Source organism: Allorhizobium borbori, from assembly GCF_014196535.1.
In the GTDB taxonomy this organism is placed as follows: Bacteria; Pseudomonadota; Alphaproteobacteria; order Rhizobiales; family Rhizobiaceae; genus Ectorhizobium; species Ectorhizobium borbori.
On sequence record NZ_JACIDU010000007.1, the window covers coordinates 17,940 to 39,788 of the forward strand.

Here is a 21,849-nt window from a genome sequence, read left to right on the forward strand (position 1 = left end):
TTGAGGCCCGCCGTTTCGATTGTCAGAGCGTGGCGATGTCGATGACGAAGCGATAACGCACGTCGCTTTTGAGAACGCGCTCATAGGCGTCGTTGATCTGGTCGGCCCGGATCGTCTCGATTTCGCAGACGATGCCGTGTTGACCGCAGAAATCCAGCATTTCCTGGGTTTCCTTGATCGAACCGATCATTGAGCCGGAGAGGCTGCGGCGGCCCATGACCAGCGGGAAGGCATGGACGGGGACCGGATGTTCCGGCACGCCGACCACGACCATCGAGCCGTCGACCTTGAGGAGACCGAGATAGGCGTTCCAGTCGATGGGCGCGCTGACGGTGCAGATCAGAAGATCGAACGAACCAGCCAGTGTCTTGAAGGTTTCCGGGTCGCTCGTGGCATAATATTCGTCCGCGCCGAGTTTCAGGCCATCTTCCTTCTTGGAAAGGGTCTGGCTGAGAACGGTCACATGGGCGCCCATGGCATGCGCCAGCTTGACGCCCATATGGCCGAGGCCGCCCATGCCGAGAATCGCGACCTTCTTGCCGGGACCGGCTTTCCAGTGACGAAGCGGCGAATAGAGCGTGATGCCGGCGCACAGAAGCGGGGCGGCGGCATCGAGCGGCAGGTTGCCGGGAATGGAGAGGACATAGCCCTCCTTGACGACGATGGAGTCCGAATAGCCGCCATGGGTCGGCGTCTTTCCATCGGCTTCAACGTCATTATAGGTCTGGACGAGGCCGGGCATATACTGCTCGTTGTCGAGATCGCGGGTGGCGCAGCCGACGCAGCTATCCACAAAGCAGCCGACGCCGACGTGATCGCCCACCTTGAACTTCGTGACGTTTTCGCCGACTGCCGTCACGACGCCGGCGATTTCATGGCCGGGCACCATGGGGTATTTCGAGAAGCCCCATTCGTTGCGGGCCTGATGAATGTCGGAATGGCAGATGCCGCTATACTTGATGGCAATCACGACATCGTCAGCATTGGGCTCGCGGCGTTCGAACGTAAAGGGCACGAGCGGCTGCGAGGCATCGGTTGCAGCATATCCTTTGGCGATGGGCATGGCGCATCTCCTTCTTTCTTGGGGGATTTGAAGACGATGCACCATGCCCGACAACGTTGGGCAATCGTAGCCCCGATCCTCCGAGCCTCTTGCACGATCCTGCAAAAATCGATCCGGGTGCTTGTTTCCTGCGAGCCATTTCGCCCTACATAGAGTTGGGTTCACGAGGATAGGCCATGACATTTCCCTTCAATCCGTTTCAGGAAATCGTTTCGATCGCCGCGCGCCATGTGAAGGGCAGTGGCGACACGCCGACGCCGATTGGCAACGTTATCCTGAGCCAGCGGACGCAGCCGAGCGAACCGTGTCATGGCAGCTACAGGCCCTGTCTGGCGCTGGTGCTGCAGGGCAAGAAAAGCGTCAGGCTTGGCGCCGAGACCATTCATTACGGTCGGGGCGATTATCTCGTAACCTCGCTGGACCTGCCGGTCGCCTGGCGGATTGCCGAGGCGAGCGAGGAAGCGCCGCATCTCTGTTTCTCGATGATTATCGACAATGCCATGCTGGCCGATCTTTTGAAGCGCGTCGATGCGCCGAGACCGGTGCGCGGTGACGACGGTCGCCGGGGCATGGCGGTCAATGCCGCGACGCCGGAAATCCTCGATGCGGCTGTCAGGCTGCTGCGACTTCTCGACAGACCGGAAGATATTGCCGCGATGGCACCGCTGTTGCAGCAGGAGATTCTCTATCGTGTACTGACCGGACCGGATGGCGGGCGGCTTCTCAACATCGCGATTGCCGACAGTCGCAGCAACCGGGTGGCGAAGGCGGTCGCCTGGCTCAGGGATAACTTTGCCGAGCCGCTGCGCATCGAGGATTTGGCCGAGCGGGTGAACATGAGCGTGTCCTCGTTCCATCACCACTTCAAGGAGGTCACGGCAATGACACCGGTGCAATACCAGAAGCGCCTGCGCCTGCATGAGGCGCGGCGACTGATGATGGTGGAGCGGCTGGATGTGGCAAGCGCCGGCTTCTGTGTCGGCTATCGCAGCCCGTCGCAGTTTACCCGCGAGTATGGCCGGCTTTACGGGCTGTCGCCCGCCCGCGATATGGAGGCGGGCGGGGTTTCCTGATGCGTGTCAGGCGGCCAGCGCGTTCTTTTCGCTGAGGGCGAAATCGACGGCGGCGCGCGCGTGGATCGTGGTGGAATCAAAGCCCGGCAGCGGCAGGGCGTCAGGGTCGAGGATCAGGCAGATTTCTGTGCAGCCGAGAATAACGCTGTCGGCGCCTGCGACCCTTGCCTTTTCGATGATGGCGAGAAGCTTGTCGCGGGAACTGTCCAGCACCTTTCCGGCGCAAAGTTCATCGAAGATCACCGAATGGACGGTGGCGCGATCGGTTTCGTCCGGCACCACAGGATCCAGGCCGGGGCGGCGCATGCGGTCGGTATAGAAACCGTGCTCCATCGTGTAACGGGTGGCGAGCAGAAGCGGGCGCTTCCTGCCGGCCGCTATCAGTGCAGTGCTCGTTTCATCGATGATGTTGATGAGCGGGGCGCGCAGCCGCGCGGCAACCTGATCGGCCACCAGATGCATGGTGTTGGTGCCGATGAGCACGCAGTTTGCACCGGCGGCACATAGACCTTCGCCGGCGCGGGCAAGGCGATCGGCTGCGGCATCCCAATCACCGGCCTTCTGCATGGCGACGATGTCGGCGAAGTTGACCGAATGCATGATGACTTCGGCGGAGGCGAGGCCACCAAGACGTTCGCGCACCATTTCATTGATGAGGCGATAATAGACCGCCGAGCTTTCGAAGCTCATGCCGCCGATAAGACCGATCGTGCGCATCCGGTTCTCCTTGCCGTGTTTTCACATGATTCATCATCGCAGCAGGTTGGCGATGTTTGTTTGCAATCTTGGCCTGCTCATGGAGAGTAAGCGCAATCACGTTGCGTCATTTGGGGCAATCGTGCAAATAATTTGCGCCAGACAAAGGGGGCACACCATGCTGGATGATCGCGACCGCAAGATTCTAGCGGCCCTGCAGGAGGATGCGGGTCTTTCCGTCGCGGATCTCGCCGAGCAGGTGGCGCTGTCGCTGTCAGCCTGCTCGCGGCGCATCCAGAAGCTGGAGGATGCGGGTTACGTGGCGCGGCGCATTGCCGTTCTCGATCGAGGAAGGATGGGGGTGCCGACGACTGTCTATGCGCTGGTGAAGACCGTGCATCATTCCGACGACTGGATCGAGCTGTTCCGCAAGGTCATTGCCGATATTCCGGAGATTGTCGAGGCGCATCGGCTGACGGGGCATTATGATTACATCCTCAAGCTGGTGCTGCCGCGGGTCGAGCATTACGACGTCATCTACAAGCAGCTTGTGCGCAAGGTGGAACTCTTCGACGTGTCGGCCTCCATCTCGATGGAGACGCTGAAAGCCGGGCTTTCCGTCCCGGTCAATTACGCAGAGTAAATCAGTATTGCCGGTCCCATGGCGCATAAAGTCGCCGATGCCTGCTTTTTTGCCATTCCCGCAAGAAACCTGCTGCCAAACCGCTTGACGGGAGCAATCCGTTTCGGCATATAAACATCAAGAACCGTACCGTACAGTACGACTGTGAGGGAAGCCTTGTCAGAAGATGCGATGCCGATGCCGGAATTTTCGCCGCGCCAGAGCGCTGTTCTGGGCGAGGCGTTGCAATTGCTCGTCGATGGTGGCGAAAAGGCGCTGACGACGGCCGGCGTTGCGCGGGCGGCCAACTGCTCCAAGGAAAGCCTCTACAAGTGGTTCGGCGATCGCGACGGCATGCTGGCGGCGATGATTTCCTTCCAGCAGAGCAAGGTCCGCACCTTCGAACGGGACGGCGAGCGCCTGACGGCCCAAAATCTCCGCGAGCATCTGGAAATCTTCGCCCGTGATCTGCTCAAGGTTCTGGCCGGCGATGTTTCTCTGGCGTTGAACCGTCTGGCCATCGGGCAGGCGAGCCGTGAGGGTTCCAAGCTCGGCAGTCTTCTGCTAGAGCGCGGCCGCCGGCAGATCGACCGGCGGGCGCGGGCGTTGCTTGAGGCGGGTCGCCGCGCCGGTTTCCTGCGCTTCGACGATGCGGCGGAAGCCTATCGCACGCTTTACGGTCTCGTCGTTTCCGACAGCCATGTGCGGATGCTTCTCGGCGAGGCGGCTGAAATCGATGCGGAAGACCGTTCGATCAAGGCCGTCGCCGCCTTTTTGAGACTCTATGGCCGCAATATCGGCGCGGGGGAGGATGGCCTCGCCTGAGGCCTTGCAGATACCGCAGTTCCAGCCCTCGTGGGCGGGCTGCATTCGAACCTAACTATCAAGACCAACCCAAGGGAAGGACCAACCAATGCGCGTTTATTACGATCGTGATGCCGATCTCAACCTCATCAAGTCCAAGAAGGTCGCCATCGTCGGCTATGGCTCGCAGGGCCGTGCCCATGCGCTGAACCTGAAGGATTCGGGCGCCACCAACCTCGTCATCGCCCTCAAGGCCGGCTCGCCGACCGCAAAGAAGGTCGAGGCCGATGGCCTCAAGGTCATGACCGTTGCCGAAGCCGCTGCCTGGGCCGACGTCATCATGATGGCCACCCCGGACGAACTGCAGGCAGATATCTACAAGAACGAGATCGCCGGCAACATCCGTGACGGCGCTGCCATCGCGTTCGCCCACGGCCTCAACGTTCACTTCGGCCTCATCGAGCCGAAGGCTTCGCTCGACGTCATCATGATCGCGCCGAAGGGCCCCGGCCACACGGTTCGCGGCGAATACCAGAAGGGCGGCGGCGTGCCGTGCCTGGTCGCCGTTGAGCAGAACGCTTCGGGCAACGCCCTTGAAGTCGCTCTCTCCTACGCCTGTGGCGTTGGCGGCGGCCGTTCGGGCATCATCGAAACCAACTTCAAGGAAGAGTGCGAAACCGACCTCTTCGGCGAACAGGTCGTTCTCTGCGGCGGTCTCGTGGAACTCATCCGCGCCGGCTTCGAAACGCTGGTCGAAGGCGGTTACGCTCCGGAAATGGCCTATTTCGAGTGCCTGCACGAAGTGAAGCTCATCGTCGACCTGATCTATGAAGGCGGTATCGCCAACATGAACTACTCGATCTCCAACACGGCCGAGTGGGGCGAATACGTCACGGGTCCGCGCATCATCACCGCCGAAACCAAGGAAGAGATGAAGCGCGTCCTCAAGGACATCCAGACCGGCAAGTTCACCTCGGACTGGATGCAGGAATGGAAGGCCGGTGCTGCCCGCTTCAAGGGTATCCGCCGCGTCAACGATGCTCACCAGATCGAAGAAGTCGGCGCCAAGCTGCGCGGCATGATGCCGTGGATCGGCAAGAACAAGCTGGTCGACAAGGCCGTCAACTAATCGTTACGCGCAAACCCGGATGGGTTTCACATCCGGGTTTGACCGAAATCTCGAAAGCCGGGGCGAAAATCCCGGCTTTCTTCAGCTTCGAGTCGATAGGTCAGCATTGTTGACTTATCGACTCGCCTGTGGTCATCTCGCGTATTCAAAAAAATCCGAGGAAACGCCCATGCTCGATTGGGAAAAAATCTTTGCCACGCGCTCTGCCCGTATGCGCGCCTCCGAAATCCGCGAACTCCTGAAGCTTCTGGAGCAGCCCGATATCATCTCCTTCGCGGGCGGTATTCCGGACCCGGCGCTGTTTCCGGCGGAGGATTTCAAGGCGGCCTATGCCGACATCATGAGCGGCCCGCAGGTGGGGGCAGCCCTTCAGTATTCGGTGAGCGAGGGCTTCCTGCCACTGCGCGAATGGCTGCGCGGCGAGATGGCCAAGATCGGCATCGAATGTGGCACGGAGAACATTTTCATCGTGTCCGGTTCGCAGCAGGGCCTTGACTATCTCGGCAAGCTTTTCCTGTCGCCGGGCGATACGGCGCTCGTGAACTGGCCGACCTATCTCGGCGCGTTGCAGGCTTTCAACGCCTATGAGCCCAACTATGACCAGTTGACGCCGAACGGCAACCGCACGCCTGCATCTTATCTGGAGACCGCTGCCGCCAAGGGCGGCCGGCCGAAATTTGCCTATCTTTCCGTGGATTTCGCCAACCCGACCGGCGAGACCGTCGATTTCGAGGGGCGCAAGAAGGTTCTGGAGCTGGCCGAGGAACTGGACATCGCCGTGATCGAGGACGCCGCCTATCAGTCGCTGCGTTTCGATGGCACGCCGGTTCCGCCGATCCTTTCTCTGGAAATCGCCCAGAAGGGCGGCATCGACGAGACACGCACGATCTATTGCGGCAGCTTTTCCAAGACGCTCGCTCCCGGCCTGCGCGTCGGTTGGGTCGTTGCCAATTCCGCCGTCATCCGCAAGCTGGTGTTGATGAAGCAGGCCGCCGATCTTCATTCCTCCACCATCAACCAGATGGCGATCGCCCATGTGGCAGCGCGTGGTTTCGATGCACAGGTGGCGAAGATCAAGGCCGCCTACAGCGCGCGGCGCGATGCCATGCTGGCGGCGCTCTCCCGCTACATGCCGGAAGGCACGAGCTGGACCAAGCCGGAAGGCGGCATGTTCATCTGGATCACCTTGCCTGAAGGGGCTGATGGCGCCGATCTTCTCGCCAAGGCCATCGTACAGGAAAAGATTGCCTTTGTGCCGGGCAAGGCGTTCTACGCCGATGGCAGCGGCGCCAATCACATCCGCCTCAGCTTCTCCTGCGCCAACGAGGCGACCATCGAGGAGGGCATCAAGCGGCTCGGTCGCCTGGTGTCCAGCGAAATGAAGGCTGCCGCCTGATTTCAAACAAGGGCCGCGCGAAAGCGCGGCCCTTTCGTTTCAGGGGTTTCCCGTTTCCTTCCGTGCTTATAGGTTCGAGGGAACGGGAAAGGTCTGATTCATGTCCGTGCGCATCGCCACCTTCAATGTCGAGAACCTGATGGCCCGCTTCGATTTCAGCGGGTTTCGCAACCAGTTGCGGCGTGACAGGGTGCTGCAGTTGTTCGAGGTGAAGAAGGAAGGTCAGTACGAGGCGCTGGAGCAGGCACGCGTAATCGCCGCCACCGACGACACCCGCCAGCTTTCCGCGCTGGCTATCGCCGATGCCGACGCCGATATCCTGTGCCTTCAGGAAGTGGACAGCATGGCCGCCCTTGCGGCCTTCGAATACGGTTATCTCTTCCGCATGGTCGGTAATGGCTATCGCCATAAGTATCTCGTTGAAGGCAATGATAGCCGGGGCATCGACGTTGCGGTGATGATGCGCGAGGAAACCCGGGATGGTCAGCGCATCGATGTCATCGACGTCAAGAGCCACGCGGCGCTGACCTATCGTGACCTTGCCTTGTTTGCTCCGGATTTCGTGTTGCCCGGCAGCCCTGACGACAAGATCTTCAAGCGCGATTGCCTGGAGATCGACCTCAGGATCGGTGGCAAGCCGCTGACGCTGTTCGTGGTGCATTTCAAGTCGATGACCAATGGCCGCGAAGGTCTCGATGGCCGAACCTCCACCATGCCGGTGCGCGAAGCGGAGGCGAGGGCGGTGCGCCATATCATTGAAAACCGCTTCGGCGAACGGGCGGCCGCGATGAATTTTGTCATCTGCGGCGACATGAACGATTATCAGGAGCGTGTGGAGATTTCCGGGGACCGGCGCAATGGCTATGTCTTCACGCCGAGGAAGGAAGATCGCAGTGCGCTCGATGTCTTCAGCCATGACGGTTTCGTTATCAACCCGATGCAGCGTCGCGACCCGCTGGATCGCTGGACGCTGTATCACGCGCGGGGGCCGGAGGAGCGGCATCTGTGCCAACTCGACTATGTCTGGCTGTCGCCGCACCTGGCTGAAACCAATGCCACCCGCGCGCCGGAGGTGATCCGCGCCGGGCAGCCCTTCCGGACAATCTTTCCGCCGGGGCAGGAGGTGGAGCGGTTCCCGCGCGTTGGCTGGGATCGACCCAAGGCCTCCGACCATTGCCCCGTTGTCATGACCCTCGATCTGATATGACCGTTTCATCGCACACGCCTTTTTCCGGCTGGCCGCCCGCGAACACCGTTTTTCCCGTTGAAGGCGTGATTCTGCGCGTGGTGGAAGGCGAGCATCCGTTTCACCGTGCCAGGCAGGCCGCAGCGGCGGCAAACTGGGACGTGGAAGTGGCGCGCAATCCCGCCCTCTTCAATGGACGGATGGTCTTTCAGAGCCGCGTTTCCTTCACGAATGGCGTGTTGAACGGCGAGGGACATATCATTCCCTATTCGACCTTTCTCTGGTGGCGCAAGCAGCCGGGCGGTGCTGGCGGTATGCACATCTTCGCCTTTCCGGTGCTGGTTGCCAGCGATGGTGCGCTGGTCGCGATCCGCATGTCGGCGCAGACCGCCAATCCCGGTCAGGTATATTGCGCGGCAGGGTCGCTGGATGAGAACGACATTGTTGACGGCTATTGTGATATCGAAGCCAATATGCGCCGCGAGGTGCTGGAGGAAACGGGCTTCGATCTTGACAGGGACGCCGTTGCCGACCGGCAACTCTATGCGGCTCACAACGATGGACGGATCGTTCTTTATCGTCTCTTCCACTTTCCCATGACCGGTGAGGAAATGGCGCAGGCCATTCGGGGAAGGGGCGACAGGGATGAGGAGGTCGAAGACGCGGTGGTGATCCGCAGCGCTGACCCCAGTCTCCACAATTACGCCGCGCCCATGCTGCCACTTCTGGCCTGGTTTTTCGACCGACAGGCCTGAAAGGCGTGAATTCCGTGCATGCGATCTTGCCGGGATTTTCAGCGGGCGTAGTCTCGGGTGCTGTTGATTTGAAAGGGAGGCTTTCATGGCGCGCGATTATGCGATCTATGACGTGTTCACCGGTACGCGGCTTGAGGGGAACCCGCTGGCGGTGGTGTTTGATGCGGAGGGGCTGAGCGGCGAGGTCATGCAGGCCATCGCACGGGAAATGAACCTGTCGGAAACCGTCTTCGTGTTGCCGCCGGACAATCCGGCCCATGCCCACCGGCTGCGCATCTTTACCCCCGTGACCGAACTGCCCTTTGCCGGCCATCCGACGGTCGGCTCAGCGGTGGCGCTGGCCGAGCGCCAGTATGGTGAGATTGAAGGCGATCTCGATCTGGTGACGATGCTGGAAGAGAATGTCGGCCCGGTGCGCGCCGCCGTGCGCCTGCGGGCCAACCTGCCGACCTTCGCCGAGTTCGACCTTCCAAAGCTCTCGGAGCGGCTGGCTTACGAGCCCGATATCGACGGCCTTTCGGCCATGCTCGGACTTGATCCGCGCGATATAGGTTTCGAAAACCATCGCCCGAGCCTGTGGAGTGCTGGTGTGCCGTTCCTGGCTGTACCTCTGCACGATCTCGCGGCCGTCGCCCGTATCTCCTTCGATCGGCAGATATGGGCGAAGGTCTCGCCGATAGGCAGCCTGCGTCGTGCGCCGGTTTACGTCTATTGCCGCGGCGGCGTACACCATGACGCGAGCTTTCATGCCCGCATGTTTTCGCCGTCGCTGGGGATTCTCGAAGATCCGGCCACCGGTGCGGCAGTGGCAGCGCTCTCGGGCGCAATCCACCACTTCGATGCCCTGCCTGACGGTCTTCATCGCCTGATGATCGAGCAGGGCGTGGAAATGGGGCGGCCTTCACATATTCATCTTCACATCGAAGTCAACAGCGACCGGGTTTCCCGTGCGCGGATCGGTGGCGAAGCCGTGCCCGTTTCCTCGGGCTCGCTCTACATCTGATTGGCTTCGGACGCGGGCAGGTTTATTGGGGCTTGTCCCACGGACTACCGGCGAGATTGAGGGCTAATTGCTGACCGCCATATTTCTTCAGAATGTAAACCGGCGGGCGGCTGGTGATCGCTTCGGCGCGGCGTTGCATCTCCGCGCGTTGCGCCATTTGCCGTTCGCGGGCGGCGCGAACCTTGGCGACTTCCGCCAGCGCATTTTCGATTGCATGATCTGTTGAGGTCATTTCCGCCTCCTGTTTTCTTGATGTTCTTATTTTGTTCTATTTCGAATCATATGTCAAGCGGCGGCAAACGGCCGCGCGAATTGCAAGCGCCTTGCCACCGGGTAATCGATATTTCTGCTGTGGGAGAGAATGGACGGCCTGCGTGATCTCGCGGCAGCCGCCTGACGTCAATCAGCAGCCCGGCCCCGTTCTATAATAACGGCAGCCGCGTCCTGCGTTCCTTGTGACAGGACGGAATGATTTCGTCCACCGGTCTGTCATAAAATTATGTGGGTGATATGCGCAGGATGGTACGCACGCACGCATTATCTGCGGACGATCGCATTTGTGTTTTGCAAATGGAAATGTTTGGTGGGTGATGTAGGGCTCGAACCTACGACCCGCTGATTAAGAGTCAGCTGCTCTACCAACTGAGCTAATCACCCACTTTACACGTCGCCGGCGGATCAAGGCTTGCCTTGAGAAGAGGATGGTGGGTGATGTAGGGCTCGAACCTACGACCCGCTGATTAAGAGTCAGCTGCTCTACCAACTGAGCTAATCACCCGTTACCCCGCCCGCTTGCGGTGTGAGAGGGCGTATAAAAGGCTTCGTCCGTAATGTCCAGCGCTTGTTTGAAATTTTTTCGACGGCTCGTGTATGACGCCTGTGGCCGTGCAGGAGAAGCGGACGCGGTTGCGGGAACCTTTCCGAAAATGATGTATTTGTGAGGCGGAGATGGGCGTTGCTCGAAGGGCGCGATTTAATCAGCAGTTGACCTTCATTCGGTGGAGGAGGAAAATAAGACCGCATAGCGCCGCATCGAAGAGATTGATTTTCTTGGATGGGCGATATTTTGGTGCCGGATTGCAATTCAGTTTCGCGGCTTCCCGCTACAGTGATCACTATAGAAAACGGAGGCAATCATGAATTCCAACCGCAGATCGCTTATCGCCGCGACGCTTCTGGTCGCCGGCATGCAGTTCGCTCCTCTCGGCGCAGCTTATGCGGATACGTCACTCATCAACGTCTCCTATGATCCGACCCGCGAACTTTATCGCGCCTTCAATGCTGCCTTCGCAAAATACTGGAAGGACACGAAGGGCGAGACCGTGAGGATCCAGAATACGCATAGCGGTTCCGGCCAGCAGGCGCGTGCGGTCATCGACGGACTGGATGCCGATGTCGTTACACTGGCGCTCGAAGCCGATATCAATGCCATTGCCGAAAAGAGCGGCAAGATCCGCAAGGACTGGCGTGGCACGCTGGCGCACAATAACGCCCCCTACACCTCCACCATCGTTTTCCTGGTACGCAAGGGCAATCCGAAAGGGTTGAAGGACTGGGGTGATCTGACCAAGGATGGCGTTGAAGTCATTACCCCCAACCCGAAGTCGTCCGGCGGCGCCCGCTGGAACCTGCTGGCGGCCTGGGCCTGGGGCCTGAAGAACTACGGCGGTGATGTCGAGAAGACCAAGGCTTTCGTGGGCGATATCTACCGTCATGTTCCCGTCCTTGATTCCGGCGCGCGGGGCTCCACCACCACCTTCGTCCAGCGCGGTATCGGTGACGTTCTGTTGGCCTGGGAAAACGAAGCCTTCCTTGCCATCGAGGAACTGGGGCCGGACGCCTTTGAAATCGTGGTGCCGTCGCTGTCGATCCTGGCGGAGCCGCCGGTGGCTGTCGTCGATCAGGTGGTCGACAAGAAGGGAACGCGCGAAGTTGCGACCGCCTATCTGCAATACCTCTACTCCAAGGAGGGGCAGAATATCGCAGCCAAGAATTATTATCGTCCGTCGGAGCCCGAGCTGGTCGATCCCGACCTTCTGAAGCGCTTCCCCAAGCTCGAACTCGCCACGATCGACCAACTGGGCGGCTGGGCGAAGGTGCAGCCGGAATTCTTCGGTGACGGTGGCGTCTTCGATCAGATCTACAAGCCCGGGAAATAATTCATGGCTCTTGCCAACGCTTCTTCAGAGCGATGGAAATGGCGTCAACCGAGTGTCATACCGGGTTTCGGTCTAACGCTCGGTTTTACCCTTTTCTATCTCAGTGCAATCGTTCTCATTCCGCTGGCCGGTCTCGGTATCCGCTCGGCCTCCATGGGCTGGGGCGCCTTCTGGTCGCTGGTGACGGATGAGCGCCTGATTGCGGCCTTGCGTGTCAGTTTCTCCACCTCGCTGTTTGCCGCGCTCGTCAATGTTGTTTTCGGCGTTCTGGTAGCGTGGGTACTGGTGCGCTATCGTTTTCCGGGCCGCCGCATCATCGATGCCGCGGTCGACCTGCCGTTTGCCCTGCCGACGGCCGTGGCAGGCATTGCGCTGACGGCCATCTATGCGCCGCGCGGCATTATCGGACAGTATTTCCAGCCGCTTGGCATCAAGATCGCCTATACGCCGATCGGTATCGTCATCGCGCTCATCTTCGTCAGTCTGCCGTTTGTGGTGCGTACGGTGCAGCCGGTGATGGAGGAGATCAACCGCGAAGTGGAGGAGGCGGCAGCAACGCTTGGGGCCTCTCGCTTCCAGACCGTGTTCCGGGTCATCCTGCCGGGACTGGCGCCCGCTATTCTCACAGGTTTCGCGCTCGCCTTCGGGCGGTCCTTCGGAGAATATGGTTCGGTCATCTTCATTGCCGGAAATCTGCCCTACAAATCCGAGATTGCGCCCTTGCTGATCTTCATGCGGCTCGAGGAATTCAATTATCCGGCAGCGACCGCCATCGGTGCGATCATGCTGGTCATTGCATTCAGCGTTCTTCTGAGCATCAATCTCATTCAGGCTTGGAGCCGGCGGAGGTTTGGCTATGGCAGTTGATGCAGCGATGAAGCCATCCGCCCTGGCTCTGTCTGCGGCGAAGGAGGAACGTGTGCGACCATTTCGCGACCCGACGTCGGAGAGCTTGCCTGTAAAGATCTTGCTGATTGCACTGGCCGCCGCATTTCTGGCGCTTGTGCTGTTCCTGCCGCTTTATGCGGTGTTCAGCGAAGCTTTACGCAAGGGGCTCGATGCCGCGCTCCTGGCGATCGCCGATCACGACGCCCTGTCGGCCGTTAGCCTGACGCTTCTGGTCGCGGTCATTGCCGTGCCTTTCAATCTGGTGTTCGGCGTTGCCGCCGCGTGGGCGATCGCCAAGTTCGAATTCAAGGGCAAGGCCTTCCTCACGACGCTGATCGACTTACCATTTTCGGTATCTCCGGTCATCGCCGGCCTCGTCTATATCCTGCTGTTCGGCGCGGGCTCGTTTCTTGGGCCGGTTCTGGAAAGCTGGGGGGCGCAGGTGCTCTTTGCCGTTCCGGGCGTGGTGCTTGCCACCATCTTCGTGACCTTCCCCTTCGTGGCGCGTGAGCTTATTCCGCTCATGCAGCATCAGGGCACGGGTGATGAGGAGGCCGCCCTTTCGCTGGGAGCGAGCGGCTGGCAAACCTTCTGGTATGTGACGCTGCCGAACATCAAGTGGGGCCTGCTTTACGGCGTTCTGCTGTGCAATGCCCGCGCCATGGGTGAGTTCGGGGCGGTGTCGGTGGTGTCGGGCCGTTTGCGCGGGGAAACCGTCACCATGCCGCTGCAGGTCGAGATCCTCTACAATGAATATAATTACGTGGCTGCTTTCGCCGTTGCCGCGCTGCTGGCTCTGCTTGCCCTCGTGACGCTGGTGCTGAAAGCCCTGCTGGAACGGGTCTATAGCCGCGACCACGCGCTCACGCCCGGCCATTGATCGAACAGGAACATAAAATGGAACTTCGCGTCGCCAATGTCCGCAAGGAATTCGAGCGCTTTCCCGCCCTGAATGACGTCTCGCTGGACATTCGTTCCGGTGAGCTCATTGCGTTGCTCGGGCCTTCCGGCTCCGGGAAAACGACCCTGCTGCGGTTGATCGCCGGGCTGGAGCGCCCGTCTGCCGGAAGTATCTTCTTCGGGGACGAAGACGCCTCCCACAAGAGCGTGCAGGACCGCAATATCGGTTTCGTTTTCCAGCACTATGCGCTTTTCCGCCACATGACCGTGCTCGACAACATCACATTCGGGCTTCGTATCCGCAAGAGCAGCCGCCGCCCGGAAAAGGCGGAAATCCGCCGGCGGGCGCTGGAACTGCTTGATCTCGTGCAGCTCTCCGGGCTTGAAAAGCGCTATCCTACCCAGCTTTCCGGTGGCCAGCGTCAGCGCGTGGCGCTGGCGCGCGCCATGGCGGTGGAGCCGAACGTGCTGCTGCTGGACGAACCCTTCGGTGCGCTCGATGCGCAGGTGCGCAAGGAGTTGCGCCGCTGGCTGCGCGATATTCACGACCGCACTGGCCATACCACCGTGTTCGTGACCCACGATCAGGAAGAGGCGCTGGAACTGGCCGACCGCGTGGTGGTGATGAGCAAGGGCAATATCGAGCAGGTGGGCACTGCCGATGAGATCTACGACAAGCCGGTCTCTCCCTTTGTCTTCGGCTTTATCGGTCAGTCCAGCCACCTGAAGGTTCGCATCGAGAATGGCGAAGTCTGGTTCCATGATCGTGTGATCGGCATCAAGGCGTCCGATTTGCCCGATGGGCCGGCGACGCTCTACTTCCGTCCGCACGACATCGAACTGACCGACGGATGCAGCGGTTGTATTGCCGGGCTCGTGACGGTCAGCCGTCGTATCGCGGGCACCTGGCACACGGAAGTCGACGTGGGCGCCGGTCATGAGAAGATCGAGGTCAGCCTCAATGCCGATCAGTCGGCAGCGCTGAAGGGCGGGCGGATTGCCTTCCGGCCACGCCACTACCGGATTTTCCCGACAAACTGAACTCCTCGGGCATTGGACGTTTGATAGAAAGGGGCGGCGGAAGCTGCCCCTTTTCGTTATGTTCTTTTCTTTGCCAAGAAGCTGCCCTATCTCTCGCAGCGACTCGAATTTTCATGGGGTGCCGCCCATGTCTCATCCGGAAACGGCTTGTCGGGCGGCGCGCACATTGAACCCACTGCCTGAGGATTACCCATTGCGAAACAATTGTTTCCGCTTCCGCCTTCTGCTTGTCGCTCTCCTGTCCGTGGTTGCCGTGCAACCGGCGCCGGTTCTGGCGCAAATTCCGGCCGTAGCCGATGATAGCAAGCCGGCGTCACCGGCCGCGCAGGCTCATGCGACCGTGCAGACGCAGTCCGCCAAGCTCGATGGCTTCAGGGCAAAGGCCAAGGTGGATGAGAACGACGACGAGAAGTTGGCTACGCTGAATTCGCAGGTCGATGATCTTGCGCGTGAAGTCGGCAAGACGTCGGATGATCTGCGCGCTCGTACCGACGCGATCAAGGCGCGACTGACCGAACTTGGCGATCCGCCGGGCGAGGGGCAGCCACCCGAAGCTTCCATCGTTTCCGACGAGCGCCAGCGCCTGAACGCCGAGCGCGCGGAAATCACCGCGATTATCGGGGAAGCGGATGCTCTGGTTGCGGCTGCGCGAGGGCTCAGCAACGATATTACCGCCCAGCGCCGCAGCCTGTTTTCCGAAATGCTGTTCAAGCGCACGGAGGTTTCCGGCAACGTGTTTGCGGAGGCGAGCAGTGCGTTTGCGGAAGAGGCTCAGGTACTTGGCGATACGTTCGGAAGCTGGCTGACATTCTCCTGGAAGGCCAAGAAACTGCAACTCCTGGCGGCGATCACGCTGTCGATTGCTGCGGCGCTGATCTTTTTCGCCGGCGGCTATCGCCTGCTCGGGCGTCACATCAATCGCGATCCCGCCCGGGTCGATGTGCCTTATATCAGCCGCCTCTCCACGGCCTTCTTCCAGACGGTTCTGCAATCGGCATCGCTGGCGGCGTTCCTCGGGTCCAGCTACTTCTTTCTGGATGCGTTCAACGTCCTGCGGCCCGACGTTGCACCAATCCTGATCGCGACGATCAACTGCATCGGCCTCGTCTATTTCGTGGGCCGGCTTTCGCAGTATGCCTTCTCATCGAACGCCTCGAACTGGCGTCTGGCGCCGCTGTCCGATACCGGCGCAAAGGCGTTGTCGACGGCTGTGGTGCTGATGGCGATCATCAACGGCTTCGACTATCTCCTGTCGACGGTCAGTACGGAACTTGCTTCACCCGTTGTTCTGACCGTGGCGCGCAGTTTTGTGGCGGCGATCCTGATCGGCCTGATCCTGATTGCCCTTTCCTTCCTCCGCCCCCGGATCGCGGAGGATGGTGATCCGGCGGCAGTCGGTCGGGCCTGGCCGCGTTGGGGCAGCGTGTTTCTACGGATTTCCGGCGTCGTCCTGATTTTCGCAGCGCTGACCGGTTATGTCGGGCTGGCGCGCTTCATTTCCACCCAGATCGTGCTGACCGGCGCCGTGCTGGCAACGATGTATATCGGCATTCTCTCGGGGCGCGCGATCTCGCATCGCGACAATTTTTCCCAGACCGCTGCCGGACGTTATCTGGAAGAACGCTACAAGCTCGGAGCGGTGGCGCTGGACCAGATCGGGTTGGCCGCAGGGCTTGGCGTCTATATCCTGGCTGTCCTGACCGGACTGCCGCTCATTCTCCTGTCATGGGGCTTCCGTCCGGAAGATCTGGAGCAATGGGCCTATACGCTGGCCACGGAGATTACCGTCGGTAATATCACGATTTCGCTGGTCGCGATTTTCGGCGGCATCGTGCTTTTCATTGCAGGGCTGGCGCTGACGCGCTGGTTGCAGCGGTGGATCGACGGCAACATCATGGAGCGCTCGCATGTGGAGGCGGGCCTGCGCAACTCCATTCGCACCGGTATCGGATATCTCGGCGTTGGCCTGGCCGGTCTGATCGGCGTGTCTGCTGCGGGCATCAACCTTTCCAGCCTCGCGCTCGTTGCCGGTGCTCTTTCCCTCGGTGTCGGTTTCGGCCTCCAGAACATCGTGTCGAACTTCGTGTCGGGCCTCATCCTTCTCGCCGAGCGCCCGTTCAAGGTGGGTGACTGGGTGGTGACCGGAACGACGGAAGGCTTCGTGAAGCGCATTTCGGTTCGCGCCACGGAAATCGAGACCTTCCCGCGCCAGACGATCATCGTGCCCAACTCCGACCTCATCAACGGTCGCGTCGGCAACTGGACCCACCGTAACAAGCTGGGCCGCGCCGATATTGCCATCGGTGTGGATTACAGTGCCGATCCGCGCCGGGTGATGGAGATCCTGCAGGAGATTGGCAAGGCGCATCCCAAGGTGCTGCGCAATCCGGAACCGGTTGTTCTGTTCCAGAACTTCGGCGAATCCTCGCTCGATTTCGAGCTGCGTGTGTTTCTGGGCGATGTGCTGAACGGCTCTATGGTGAAGAACGACATCCGGCTGGCTATCTTCGAGCGTTTTCGTGACGAGGGGATCGGCATTCCCTATCCGCAGCGCAATGTGACGGTCCATATGCAGGGCGATGTTCCGCCTCCGGCAACCGGCACAGAACCGGGAGAAAAAAAGACGAGTTGATGGATCAGCGCGGGGTAGGCGAAAACAAGTCGTCTCCCGAAATGAGACGTTTCCGCAAGTTACCGATGAATATTCGCGTGTGTGATTAACGCTTCTGAAAAGTGTTGAGGCAATTCTGCCATTGCTATTGACAGTTTCTCTCATTGAAGGTTTTCACATGTCTTTCCTCGGTATTTCCGGAATGCAGTACACGGGAGAGACATTGCGTCCCGCCCGCATCGTCGTCGCCGAGGACTCGCATATGTTCACGTCGATGATCAGCGCATCGCTGCGGGAGACCCTGGGTATCGAAGTCGAGATTTGCCGGAATTTCGAGGAGCTTCAGCTTCTCTACGAAAAGACGTCCGAGCCGATCACGCTTGCTATTTCCAACATCAATCTGCCCGGTGCCGAAAACGGCGAGGCGCTGGATTACCTCATCGATCTTTCGGTTCCGGTGATCGTGTTCACAGGCACGATGCAGGATGGCATGCGCGAGAAAATCCTGTCGATGGATATCGTCGATTACGTGCTGAAGGATAATGTCTTCGCCGTCGATATGCTGGTGGAAGCCGTCTGCCGCTTCCTGACCAATCATCGTCATCACGTCCTCATCGTCGATGACAGCCCGACGGCGCGTGCGCTGCTCTCCAGCCGCCTCAAGCGTTACAATTTCCGCGTTTCCGTCGCCGAGAACGGCACGAAGGCGCTCAGCATCCTGAAAAGCAATCCCGATATCGGCCTCGTTATTACCGACTACAACATGCCGGATATCGATGGCTTTGAACTGACGCGACGTATTCGCGGTGCCCGCGGGCACCACGAACTTCGTATCATCGGTGTTTCCTCGTCCACGGACCGGCTGCTGTCGGCCAAGTTCCTGAAGGCGGGCGGTAACGACTTCATGCTGCGCCCGTTCATCGACGAGGAATTCTACTGCCGCGTGAACCAGAACCTCGACACGCTGATGCAGATTCGGTCGCACTCCTCCCGCAAGCCAGTGGCTCGCGCTTCCTGAGTTGTTCGGTCTCCGGTTAATGCCGGTCCGGTCCTGGCCAGCCGAAGTCCTTGCGCATATCCATGGGCAGGGACGCAAGCTCGCGCGCCTGTGCCCGCTCTTCCCGCCATTGTTCAAAGTATCGGTAGCGACTGATGGCAAACGCGGCAAGGCGCAGCGAAAGCCGCATGACATTGCGCGGACCCTGCCGTGGGGTTGCGAGGTCCTGCTCTATCACGATGATCGCCATGGTATCCTCCATCCGACGCTTGTGTTCATGCGATGAGGATGCCCGGAAGCGTGCCATCAATCAATCGAATGATACTAATGCTATGCATCATTTGTTTTGATGTATTTTCCATGGCAGCCGTCGTGCTGGTTGGCGAATTGACATTCAATAAAATGCAATGATATTCTTTTCTCATTCAATTTCATTGAACGGTGATGCCATGACTGTGCCCTTTCGCCAGCCGCTGCCGCTTCTCGATAACGATGTGCTGAGAACCTTTGTCGCCATCGCCGAGACCGGAAATTTTTCCACGGCCGCCGAAGCCGTGTTCCGCACGCCGTCGGCCGTTTCCATGCAGATCAAGAAACTCGAGGAGCAGCTCGGCGCCACGTTGTTCATTCGCGATGCGCGATCCGTGACGCTGACGGTTCACGGGGAAATGCTCCTGACCTATGCGCGGCGGATGCTGGCGCTTTCCAACGAGGTGGTTGCCCGCTTCATCATGCCTGAGCTTTCCGGTGTGGTCAGGCTCGGCGCGCCGGAGGGTATTGGCGAACGCCTGCTGCCCAGCGTTCTCAAGGCTTTTGCCAGCCATTATCCCGGTGTCATGATCGATGTGACCATCGATACCAGTTCCGGCTTGCGGCGGCGGATGAATGAACAGCGGCTGGATCTCGCATTGTTCAACTCGTCATGCGGCATCGATCGGTATGAAGGCCGGGTCGTCTTCACGGAAAAGCTGGTCTGGGTGGGTGCGAAGTGTGGGACGGCACATCTGCGCACGCCGTTACCGCTGTCCATCTGGGAAGAGGGATGCGCCTGGCGCGGTGAGGCGCTGTCCAGGCTGGAAGCGGCGGGATTGCCGTATCGCGTTGCCTATCTGAGCGGCCACACCATGGCCCAGCACGCAGCAATTCTCGCAGATCTGGCGATTGCGCCGCTGCCGCGTTCCTTCGTTCGCCACGATATGGCGATCCTCGGCGAAAAAGAGGGATTGCCGGAACTCGGTGGTTTCGACATTCGCCTTGTGACCGCCGAGCGCCAGACCGGCCCGATCCGGGCGGTGGCGGAGTGCATCCGCGAAGCCTTCATCGAGATTGCGCCCGCATTGGTGTGACCGTCCTTACCAGATGCCACGCCTGATGCCTGTCCACAGCCACCGCCAAATCGTTGGCGGGTAGTGCAGTGCCGACGGCCCTGTCGTTTGAACAGGTTTTAGGTTGCCCGAAAGCGCATCGTCGACGGCCTGGATCAGCCTTTCAACGCCCGCCACCGCCAGCAGAAGCGGATAGGTTGCCATCGAATCCGCCGGATCGGGTTTCGGCCTTACCTCGTAGAGCGTTGCGCCGGTATCGATTCCTGCATCCACGAGATGGATCGTCGCGCCGAAATTATCAGGGTCTGCGAGGGCGAGCGCCCAGTAACCACCCATCTGCCCCCGATAGGCCGGGTTGATACCCGCGTGGAAATTGATGATCGGGCAGGGGGCCGCCGCCAGCGTTTCCCGCCCGATAAGCCGGCAGGCGATGGTGACGATGACGCCGGGTTTCAGGCGCGCAATCGCAGATCGGGTTTCCGCGTCATTGACCGAGGTCACGGACAGGCGTGGAACATCCAGGTTCAGTTCCGGCCTGCGTCCATGAGCGGCAAGGATTGCGTCCATTCGCGTGCGACTGGTCTTCTTCATCAACCGTGATGCGATGGCAGTGCCGAGTTGTCCGAGCGCCGTCACCGGCCCGAGGCGACGCGCCCGCCGCCGTGCAACGGCGAAAGGACCTTCGGGTCGCTCTTTGATGACGATCACGCGCCCGCGAAAGGCTTGGGCCAGAGCATTTGTCAGCACGGCAGGAATGAGACCCGGTGCGGCCAGAACCACGATGGCGGGCATATGATCCACCGGCGTCCGATTATCTCTCGGCATCGATAAGGGTTCCGTCCTGATTTTCGTCAAGGGCATCCTTGCCGGAGAGGGTTTGCGGAAAGTGAATCGCCCGGTCACACTCGCGTGAACCTTTTCCTCTCTCGCGCGTTACCCCCATGATAGTTCCAACAGGAGAAAATTCATGCGATCGATCGTTACCGGTGCGGTTCTGCTCACGGCTGCGGTGCTCACCCTGTCGTCTTGCGGCAATACACTTCGTGGTATGGGGCAGGATACGGCCAATACCATAAATGCGACACAGGATGCCGCTAAGAATGTTGGCAAGGCGGCTCGCCGCTAAGGAGATTCGCGTATCCGGTGGGGGCCGGATATACGCTCCAGTCCCGCGTAACCGGTAAATGCGTTTGCCCCTTTTGTATTCTTTCATACCCGCCTTGTGAGACGGAAAGGAGGAGCAGGATGACGCTAAACACGCTTGCGAAGATCAGTGCCGCCTATCTCGGCCTTATGGTGACGTTTGCGACGGCCTCTATGGTTTGGGAAAACGGGCGCGATCTGGCGACCCAGACCGGGCTGTTCACAGGTTTTGAAGTTGCCGAATCCAACACATCCGGTTGATGCGGCGCGAAGGGTGTGATCTTGGAGGGCCATGCCCGTTCGTTTTCGTTTCATGGCGGTGTTATGGGCCGCGTTGTCGATTTTTCCGGCTGCTGTTGAGGCGCGGGAGAACAACGAGGCTTGCCGCGCGCTCGAATTTCGTGATGCGCGCTACACCGTTTGCACCTTCGATCCCGCGCGCACGGATCTGCGTCTGTTCCATGCCGATGCGGCGGGAGAGACATATGGCGGGTTTGATGCATTGACGCGCGGCCTTTGGCGTCGTCACGCCTTTCTCGAATTCGCGATGAATGCGGGAATGTATCACGACGATCTTTCACCCGTTGGCCTGTTTATTGAAAACGGTGTTGAAAAGCGGCCGCTGGTGCTCTCCGGGGGGTATGGCAATTTCCATCTTCTGCCGAATGGCGTTTTCCATTTCGGCGACGGGAAAGCTGGCGTCACCGAGGCGGGGGCCTATGCCCGCAGCGGACTAAAGCCGCGCTTTGCCACGCAATCCGGGCCCATGCTGGTGATCGACAACGCAGTTCATCCCCGCTTCCTGCCCGATAGCGACAGCCTGAAGATCCGTAACGGTGTCGGCGTGGATGTCCACGGCCGCGTGCATTTCGCGATTTCGGATGACCGCGTGCGGTTCTATGATTTTGCGCTTCTGTTCCGCGACATGCTCAAATCGCCGAATGCGCTTTATTTCGACGGCACGATTTCCAGCGCGCTTATGCCGCGACTTGGCCGCAACGACCGGCTTTTCCCGATGGGACCAATCGTCGGCGTCGTGTCACGTCTGCCGGAGTGAT

General features: G+C 60.0%; 23 protein-coding genes and 2 tRNA genes. 18 read left to right on the forward strand and 7 right to left on the reverse strand.

The annotated features are described in order from the left end of the window. Positions 1 to 22 precede the first annotated feature (22 nt). Complete coding sequence (locus tag GGQ66_RS09755; RefSeq protein ID WP_183791941.1) at positions 23 to 1,063, reverse strand: NAD(P)-dependent alcohol dehydrogenase; 1,041 nt, start codon at positions 1,061 to 1,063, stop codon at positions 23 to 25. Positions 1,064 to 1,239: 176 nt separating this feature from the next. Between GGQ66_RS09755 and GGQ66_RS09760 the strand changes: the two genes are divergently transcribed. Beyond that, positions 1,240 to 2,136: an AraC family transcriptional regulator gene (locus tag GGQ66_RS09760; protein ID WP_183791943.1), complete on the forward strand. Its 897-nt coding sequence runs from the start codon at positions 1,240 to 1,242 to the stop codon at positions 2,134 to 2,136. Positions 2,137 to 2,142: 6 nt separating this feature from the next. On the opposite strand, the gene GGQ66_RS09765 is transcribed toward GGQ66_RS09760, so the two are convergent. Next, on the reverse strand, positions 2,143 to 2,853 hold the full coding sequence (locus tag GGQ66_RS09765; RefSeq protein WP_183791945.1) for an aspartate/glutamate racemase family protein: 711 nt from the start codon (positions 2,851 to 2,853) through the stop codon (positions 2,143 to 2,145). A 157-nt stretch (positions 2,854 to 3,010) separates the two neighbouring features. On the opposite strand from GGQ66_RS09765, the gene GGQ66_RS09770 reads away from it, so the two are divergent. The 7 genes from GGQ66_RS09770 (at position 3,011) to GGQ66_RS09800 (ending at position 9,727) form a co-directional block, all read left to right on the forward strand. Continuing rightward, a complete protein-coding gene (locus GGQ66_RS09770) occupies positions 3,011 to 3,475 on the forward strand; it encodes an Lrp/AsnC family transcriptional regulator (protein ID WP_183791947.1) in 465 nt (154 codons plus the stop codon). 171 nt (positions 3,476 to 3,646) lie between these two features. Beyond that, positions 3,647 to 4,279 (forward strand): TetR/AcrR family transcriptional regulator C-terminal domain-containing protein, encoded by a 633-nt coding sequence (locus GGQ66_RS09775; protein WP_183791949.1) that lies wholly within the window; start codon positions 3,647 to 3,649, stop codon positions 4,277 to 4,279. 88 nt (positions 4,280 to 4,367) lie between these two features. Further along, complete coding sequence (ilvC, locus tag GGQ66_RS09780) at positions 4,368 to 5,387, forward strand: ketol-acid reductoisomerase (protein WP_183791951.1); 1,020 nt, start codon at positions 4,368 to 4,370, stop codon at positions 5,385 to 5,387. Positions 5,388 to 5,556: 169 nt separating this feature from the next. Then, the gene (locus GGQ66_RS09785; RefSeq protein ID WP_183791953.1) at positions 5,557 to 6,783 is read left to right on the forward strand and encodes an aminotransferase-like domain-containing protein; all 1,227 of its coding nucleotides are present in this window, start codon (positions 5,557 to 5,559) and stop codon (positions 6,781 to 6,783) included. 100 nt (positions 6,784 to 6,883) lie between these two features. Beyond that, on the forward strand, positions 6,884 to 7,990 hold the full coding sequence (locus GGQ66_RS09790; RefSeq protein WP_183791955.1) for an endonuclease/exonuclease/phosphatase family protein: 1,107 nt from the start codon (positions 6,884 to 6,886) through the stop codon (positions 7,988 to 7,990). Then, the gene (locus GGQ66_RS09795) at positions 7,987 to 8,724 is read left to right on the forward strand and encodes an NUDIX hydrolase (RefSeq protein WP_183791957.1); all 738 of its coding nucleotides are present in this window, start codon (positions 7,987 to 7,989) and stop codon (positions 8,722 to 8,724) included. Before GGQ66_RS09790 ends, GGQ66_RS09795 begins: the two co-directional genes overlap by 4 nt. Positions 8,725 to 8,809: 85 nt before the next feature. Further along, entirely contained in the window at positions 8,810 to 9,727 is a 918-nt protein-coding gene (locus GGQ66_RS09800; RefSeq protein ID WP_183791959.1) for a PhzF family phenazine biosynthesis protein, read from the forward strand. A 22-nt stretch (positions 9,728 to 9,749) separates the two neighbouring features. On the opposite strand, the gene GGQ66_RS09805 is transcribed toward GGQ66_RS09800, so the two are convergent. From GGQ66_RS09805 to GGQ66_RS09815, 3 genes are all read right to left on the reverse strand, one after another. Then, positions 9,750 to 9,959, reverse strand: coding sequence for a hypothetical protein (locus GGQ66_RS09805; protein WP_183791961.1), 210 nt, complete (start codon positions 9,957 to 9,959; stop codon positions 9,750 to 9,752). Positions 9,960 to 10,308: 349 nt separating this feature from the next. Beyond that, a tRNA-Lys gene (locus GGQ66_RS09810) sits at positions 10,309 to 10,384 on the reverse strand. 45 nt (positions 10,385 to 10,429) lie between these two features. Next, positions 10,430 to 10,505: transfer RNA gene (locus GGQ66_RS09815), tRNA-Lys, on the reverse strand. Between the two features lie 358 nt (positions 10,506 to 10,863). Between GGQ66_RS09815 and GGQ66_RS09820 the strand changes: the two genes are divergently transcribed. The 6 genes from GGQ66_RS09820 (at position 10,864) to GGQ66_RS09845 (ending at position 18,344) form a co-directional block, all read left to right on the forward strand. After that, positions 10,864 to 11,886, forward strand: a complete 1,023-nt coding sequence (locus tag GGQ66_RS09820; RefSeq protein WP_183791963.1) for a sulfate ABC transporter substrate-binding protein — start codon at positions 10,864 to 10,866, stop codon at positions 11,884 to 11,886. A 3-nt stretch (positions 11,887 to 11,889) separates the two neighbouring features. Next, positions 11,890 to 12,753, forward strand: a complete 864-nt coding sequence (gene cysT, locus GGQ66_RS09825) for a sulfate ABC transporter permease subunit CysT (RefSeq protein WP_183791965.1) — start codon at positions 11,890 to 11,892, stop codon at positions 12,751 to 12,753. Next, a complete protein-coding gene (gene cysW / locus GGQ66_RS09830) occupies positions 12,743 to 13,654 on the forward strand; it encodes a sulfate ABC transporter permease subunit CysW (RefSeq protein WP_183791967.1) in 912 nt (303 codons plus the stop codon). The genes cysT and cysW overlap by 11 nt, the downstream gene beginning before the upstream one ends. A 17-nt stretch (positions 13,655 to 13,671) precedes the next feature. Next, positions 13,672 to 14,715: a sulfate/molybdate ABC transporter ATP-binding protein gene (locus GGQ66_RS09835; protein WP_183791969.1), complete on the forward strand. Its 1,044-nt coding sequence runs from the start codon at positions 13,672 to 13,674 to the stop codon at positions 14,713 to 14,715. Positions 14,716 to 14,908: 193 nt separating this feature from the next. Then, entirely contained in the window at positions 14,909 to 17,347 is a 2,439-nt protein-coding gene (locus GGQ66_RS09840) for a mechanosensitive ion channel family protein (protein WP_183791971.1), read from the forward strand. Between the two features lie 157 nt (positions 17,348 to 17,504). Further along, complete coding sequence (locus tag GGQ66_RS09845) at positions 17,505 to 18,344, forward strand: response regulator (RefSeq protein WP_183791973.1); 840 nt, start codon at positions 17,505 to 17,507, stop codon at positions 18,342 to 18,344. A gap of 16 nt (positions 18,345 to 18,360) precedes the next feature. Here GGQ66_RS09845 and GGQ66_RS09850 read toward each other — a convergent pair whose 3' ends face one another. Further along, positions 18,361 to 18,573, reverse strand: coding sequence for a hypothetical protein (locus GGQ66_RS09850; protein ID WP_183791975.1), 213 nt, complete (start codon positions 18,571 to 18,573; stop codon positions 18,361 to 18,363). Positions 18,574 to 18,772: 199 nt separating this feature from the next. Between GGQ66_RS09850 and GGQ66_RS09855 the strand changes: the two genes are divergently transcribed. Next, positions 18,773 to 19,669: a LysR substrate-binding domain-containing protein gene (locus tag GGQ66_RS09855; RefSeq protein ID WP_183791977.1), complete on the forward strand. Its 897-nt coding sequence runs from the start codon at positions 18,773 to 18,775 to the stop codon at positions 19,667 to 19,669. Positions 19,670 to 19,675: 6 nt separating this feature from the next. Here GGQ66_RS09855 and GGQ66_RS09860 read toward each other — a convergent pair whose 3' ends face one another. Then, the gene (locus tag GGQ66_RS09860) at positions 19,676 to 20,473 is read right to left on the reverse strand and encodes a formyl transferase (protein ID WP_183791979.1); all 798 of its coding nucleotides are present in this window, start codon (positions 20,471 to 20,473) and stop codon (positions 19,676 to 19,678) included. A 142-nt stretch (positions 20,474 to 20,615) separates the two neighbouring features. On the opposite strand from GGQ66_RS09860, the gene GGQ66_RS09865 reads away from it, so the two are divergent. The 3 genes from GGQ66_RS09865 to GGQ66_RS09875 all read left to right on the forward strand — a co-directional run bounded on the left by GGQ66_RS09865 (position 20,616) and on the right by GGQ66_RS09875 (position 21,848). After that, positions 20,616 to 20,774 carry an entericidin domain-containing protein gene (locus tag GGQ66_RS09865; RefSeq protein ID WP_183791981.1) on the forward strand — a complete coding sequence of 53 codons (159 nt, stop codon included), beginning with the start codon at positions 20,616 to 20,618 and terminating at the stop codon, positions 20,772 to 20,774. Between the two features lie 119 nt (positions 20,775 to 20,893). Beyond that, the gene (locus GGQ66_RS09870; RefSeq protein ID WP_183791983.1) at positions 20,894 to 21,052 is read left to right on the forward strand and encodes a hypothetical protein; all 159 of its coding nucleotides are present in this window, start codon (positions 20,894 to 20,896) and stop codon (positions 21,050 to 21,052) included. Between the two features lie 31 nt (positions 21,053 to 21,083). Beyond that, positions 21,084 to 21,848, forward strand: coding sequence for a phosphodiester glycosidase family protein (locus GGQ66_RS09875; RefSeq protein ID WP_237358863.1), 765 nt, complete (start codon positions 21,084 to 21,086; stop codon positions 21,846 to 21,848). The last annotated feature ends 1 nt before the right edge of the window (position 21,849 follow it).

Bases quoted from the DNA above. Each gene is read 5' to 3' on its own strand.
- GGQ66_RS09755 (WP_183791941.1), bottom strand. From the start codon at position 1,063: ATGCCCATCGCCAAAGGATATGCTGCAACCGATGCCTCGCAGCCGCTC.
- GGQ66_RS09760 (WP_183791943.1), top strand. From the start codon at position 1,240: ATGACATTTCCCTTCAATCCGTTTCAGGAAATCGTTTCGATCGCCGCG.
- GGQ66_RS09765 (WP_183791945.1), bottom strand. From the start codon at position 2,853: ATGCGCACGATCGGTCTTATCGGCGGCATGAGCTTCGAAAGCTCGGCG.
- GGQ66_RS09770 (WP_183791947.1), top strand. From the start codon at position 3,011: ATGCTGGATGATCGCGACCGCAAGATTCTAGCGGCCCTGCAGGAGGAT.
- GGQ66_RS09775 (WP_183791949.1), top strand. From the start codon at position 3,647: ATGCCGATGCCGGAATTTTCGCCGCGCCAGAGCGCTGTTCTGGGCGAG.
- ilvC (WP_183791951.1), top strand. From the start codon at position 4,368: ATGCGCGTTTATTACGATCGTGATGCCGATCTCAACCTCATCAAGTCC.
- GGQ66_RS09785 (WP_183791953.1), top strand. From the start codon at position 5,557: ATGCTCGATTGGGAAAAAATCTTTGCCACGCGCTCTGCCCGTATGCGC.
- GGQ66_RS09790 (WP_183791955.1), top strand. From the start codon at position 6,884: ATGTCCGTGCGCATCGCCACCTTCAATGTCGAGAACCTGATGGCCCGC.
- GGQ66_RS09795 (WP_183791957.1), top strand. From the start codon at position 7,987: ATGACCGTTTCATCGCACACGCCTTTTTCCGGCTGGCCGCCCGCGAAC.
- GGQ66_RS09800 (WP_183791959.1), top strand. From the start codon at position 8,810: ATGGCGCGCGATTATGCGATCTATGACGTGTTCACCGGTACGCGGCTT.
- GGQ66_RS09805 (WP_183791961.1), bottom strand. From the start codon at position 9,959: ATGACCTCAACAGATCATGCAATCGAAAATGCGCTGGCGGAAGTCGCC.
- GGQ66_RS09820 (WP_183791963.1), top strand. From the start codon at position 10,864: ATGAATTCCAACCGCAGATCGCTTATCGCCGCGACGCTTCTGGTCGCC.
- cysT (WP_183791965.1), top strand. From the start codon at position 11,890: ATGGCTCTTGCCAACGCTTCTTCAGAGCGATGGAAATGGCGTCAACCG.
- cysW (WP_183791967.1), top strand. From the start codon at position 12,743: ATGGCAGTTGATGCAGCGATGAAGCCATCCGCCCTGGCTCTGTCTGCG.
- GGQ66_RS09835 (WP_183791969.1), top strand. From the start codon at position 13,672: ATGGAACTTCGCGTCGCCAATGTCCGCAAGGAATTCGAGCGCTTTCCC.
- GGQ66_RS09845 (WP_183791973.1), top strand. From the start codon at position 17,505: ATGTCTTTCCTCGGTATTTCCGGAATGCAGTACACGGGAGAGACATTG.
- GGQ66_RS09850 (WP_183791975.1), bottom strand. From the start codon at position 18,573: ATGGCGATCATCGTGATAGAGCAGGACCTCGCAACCCCACGGCAGGGT.
- GGQ66_RS09855 (WP_183791977.1), top strand. From the start codon at position 18,773: ATGACTGTGCCCTTTCGCCAGCCGCTGCCGCTTCTCGATAACGATGTG.
- GGQ66_RS09860 (WP_183791979.1), bottom strand. From the start codon at position 20,473: ATGCCGAGAGATAATCGGACGCCGGTGGATCATATGCCCGCCATCGTG.
- GGQ66_RS09865 (WP_183791981.1), top strand. From the start codon at position 20,616: ATGCGATCGATCGTTACCGGTGCGGTTCTGCTCACGGCTGCGGTGCTC.
- GGQ66_RS09870 (WP_183791983.1), top strand. From the start codon at position 20,894: ATGACGCTAAACACGCTTGCGAAGATCAGTGCCGCCTATCTCGGCCTT.
- GGQ66_RS09875 (WP_237358863.1), top strand. From the start codon at position 21,084: ATGCCCGTTCGTTTTCGTTTCATGGCGGTGTTATGGGCCGCGTTGTCG.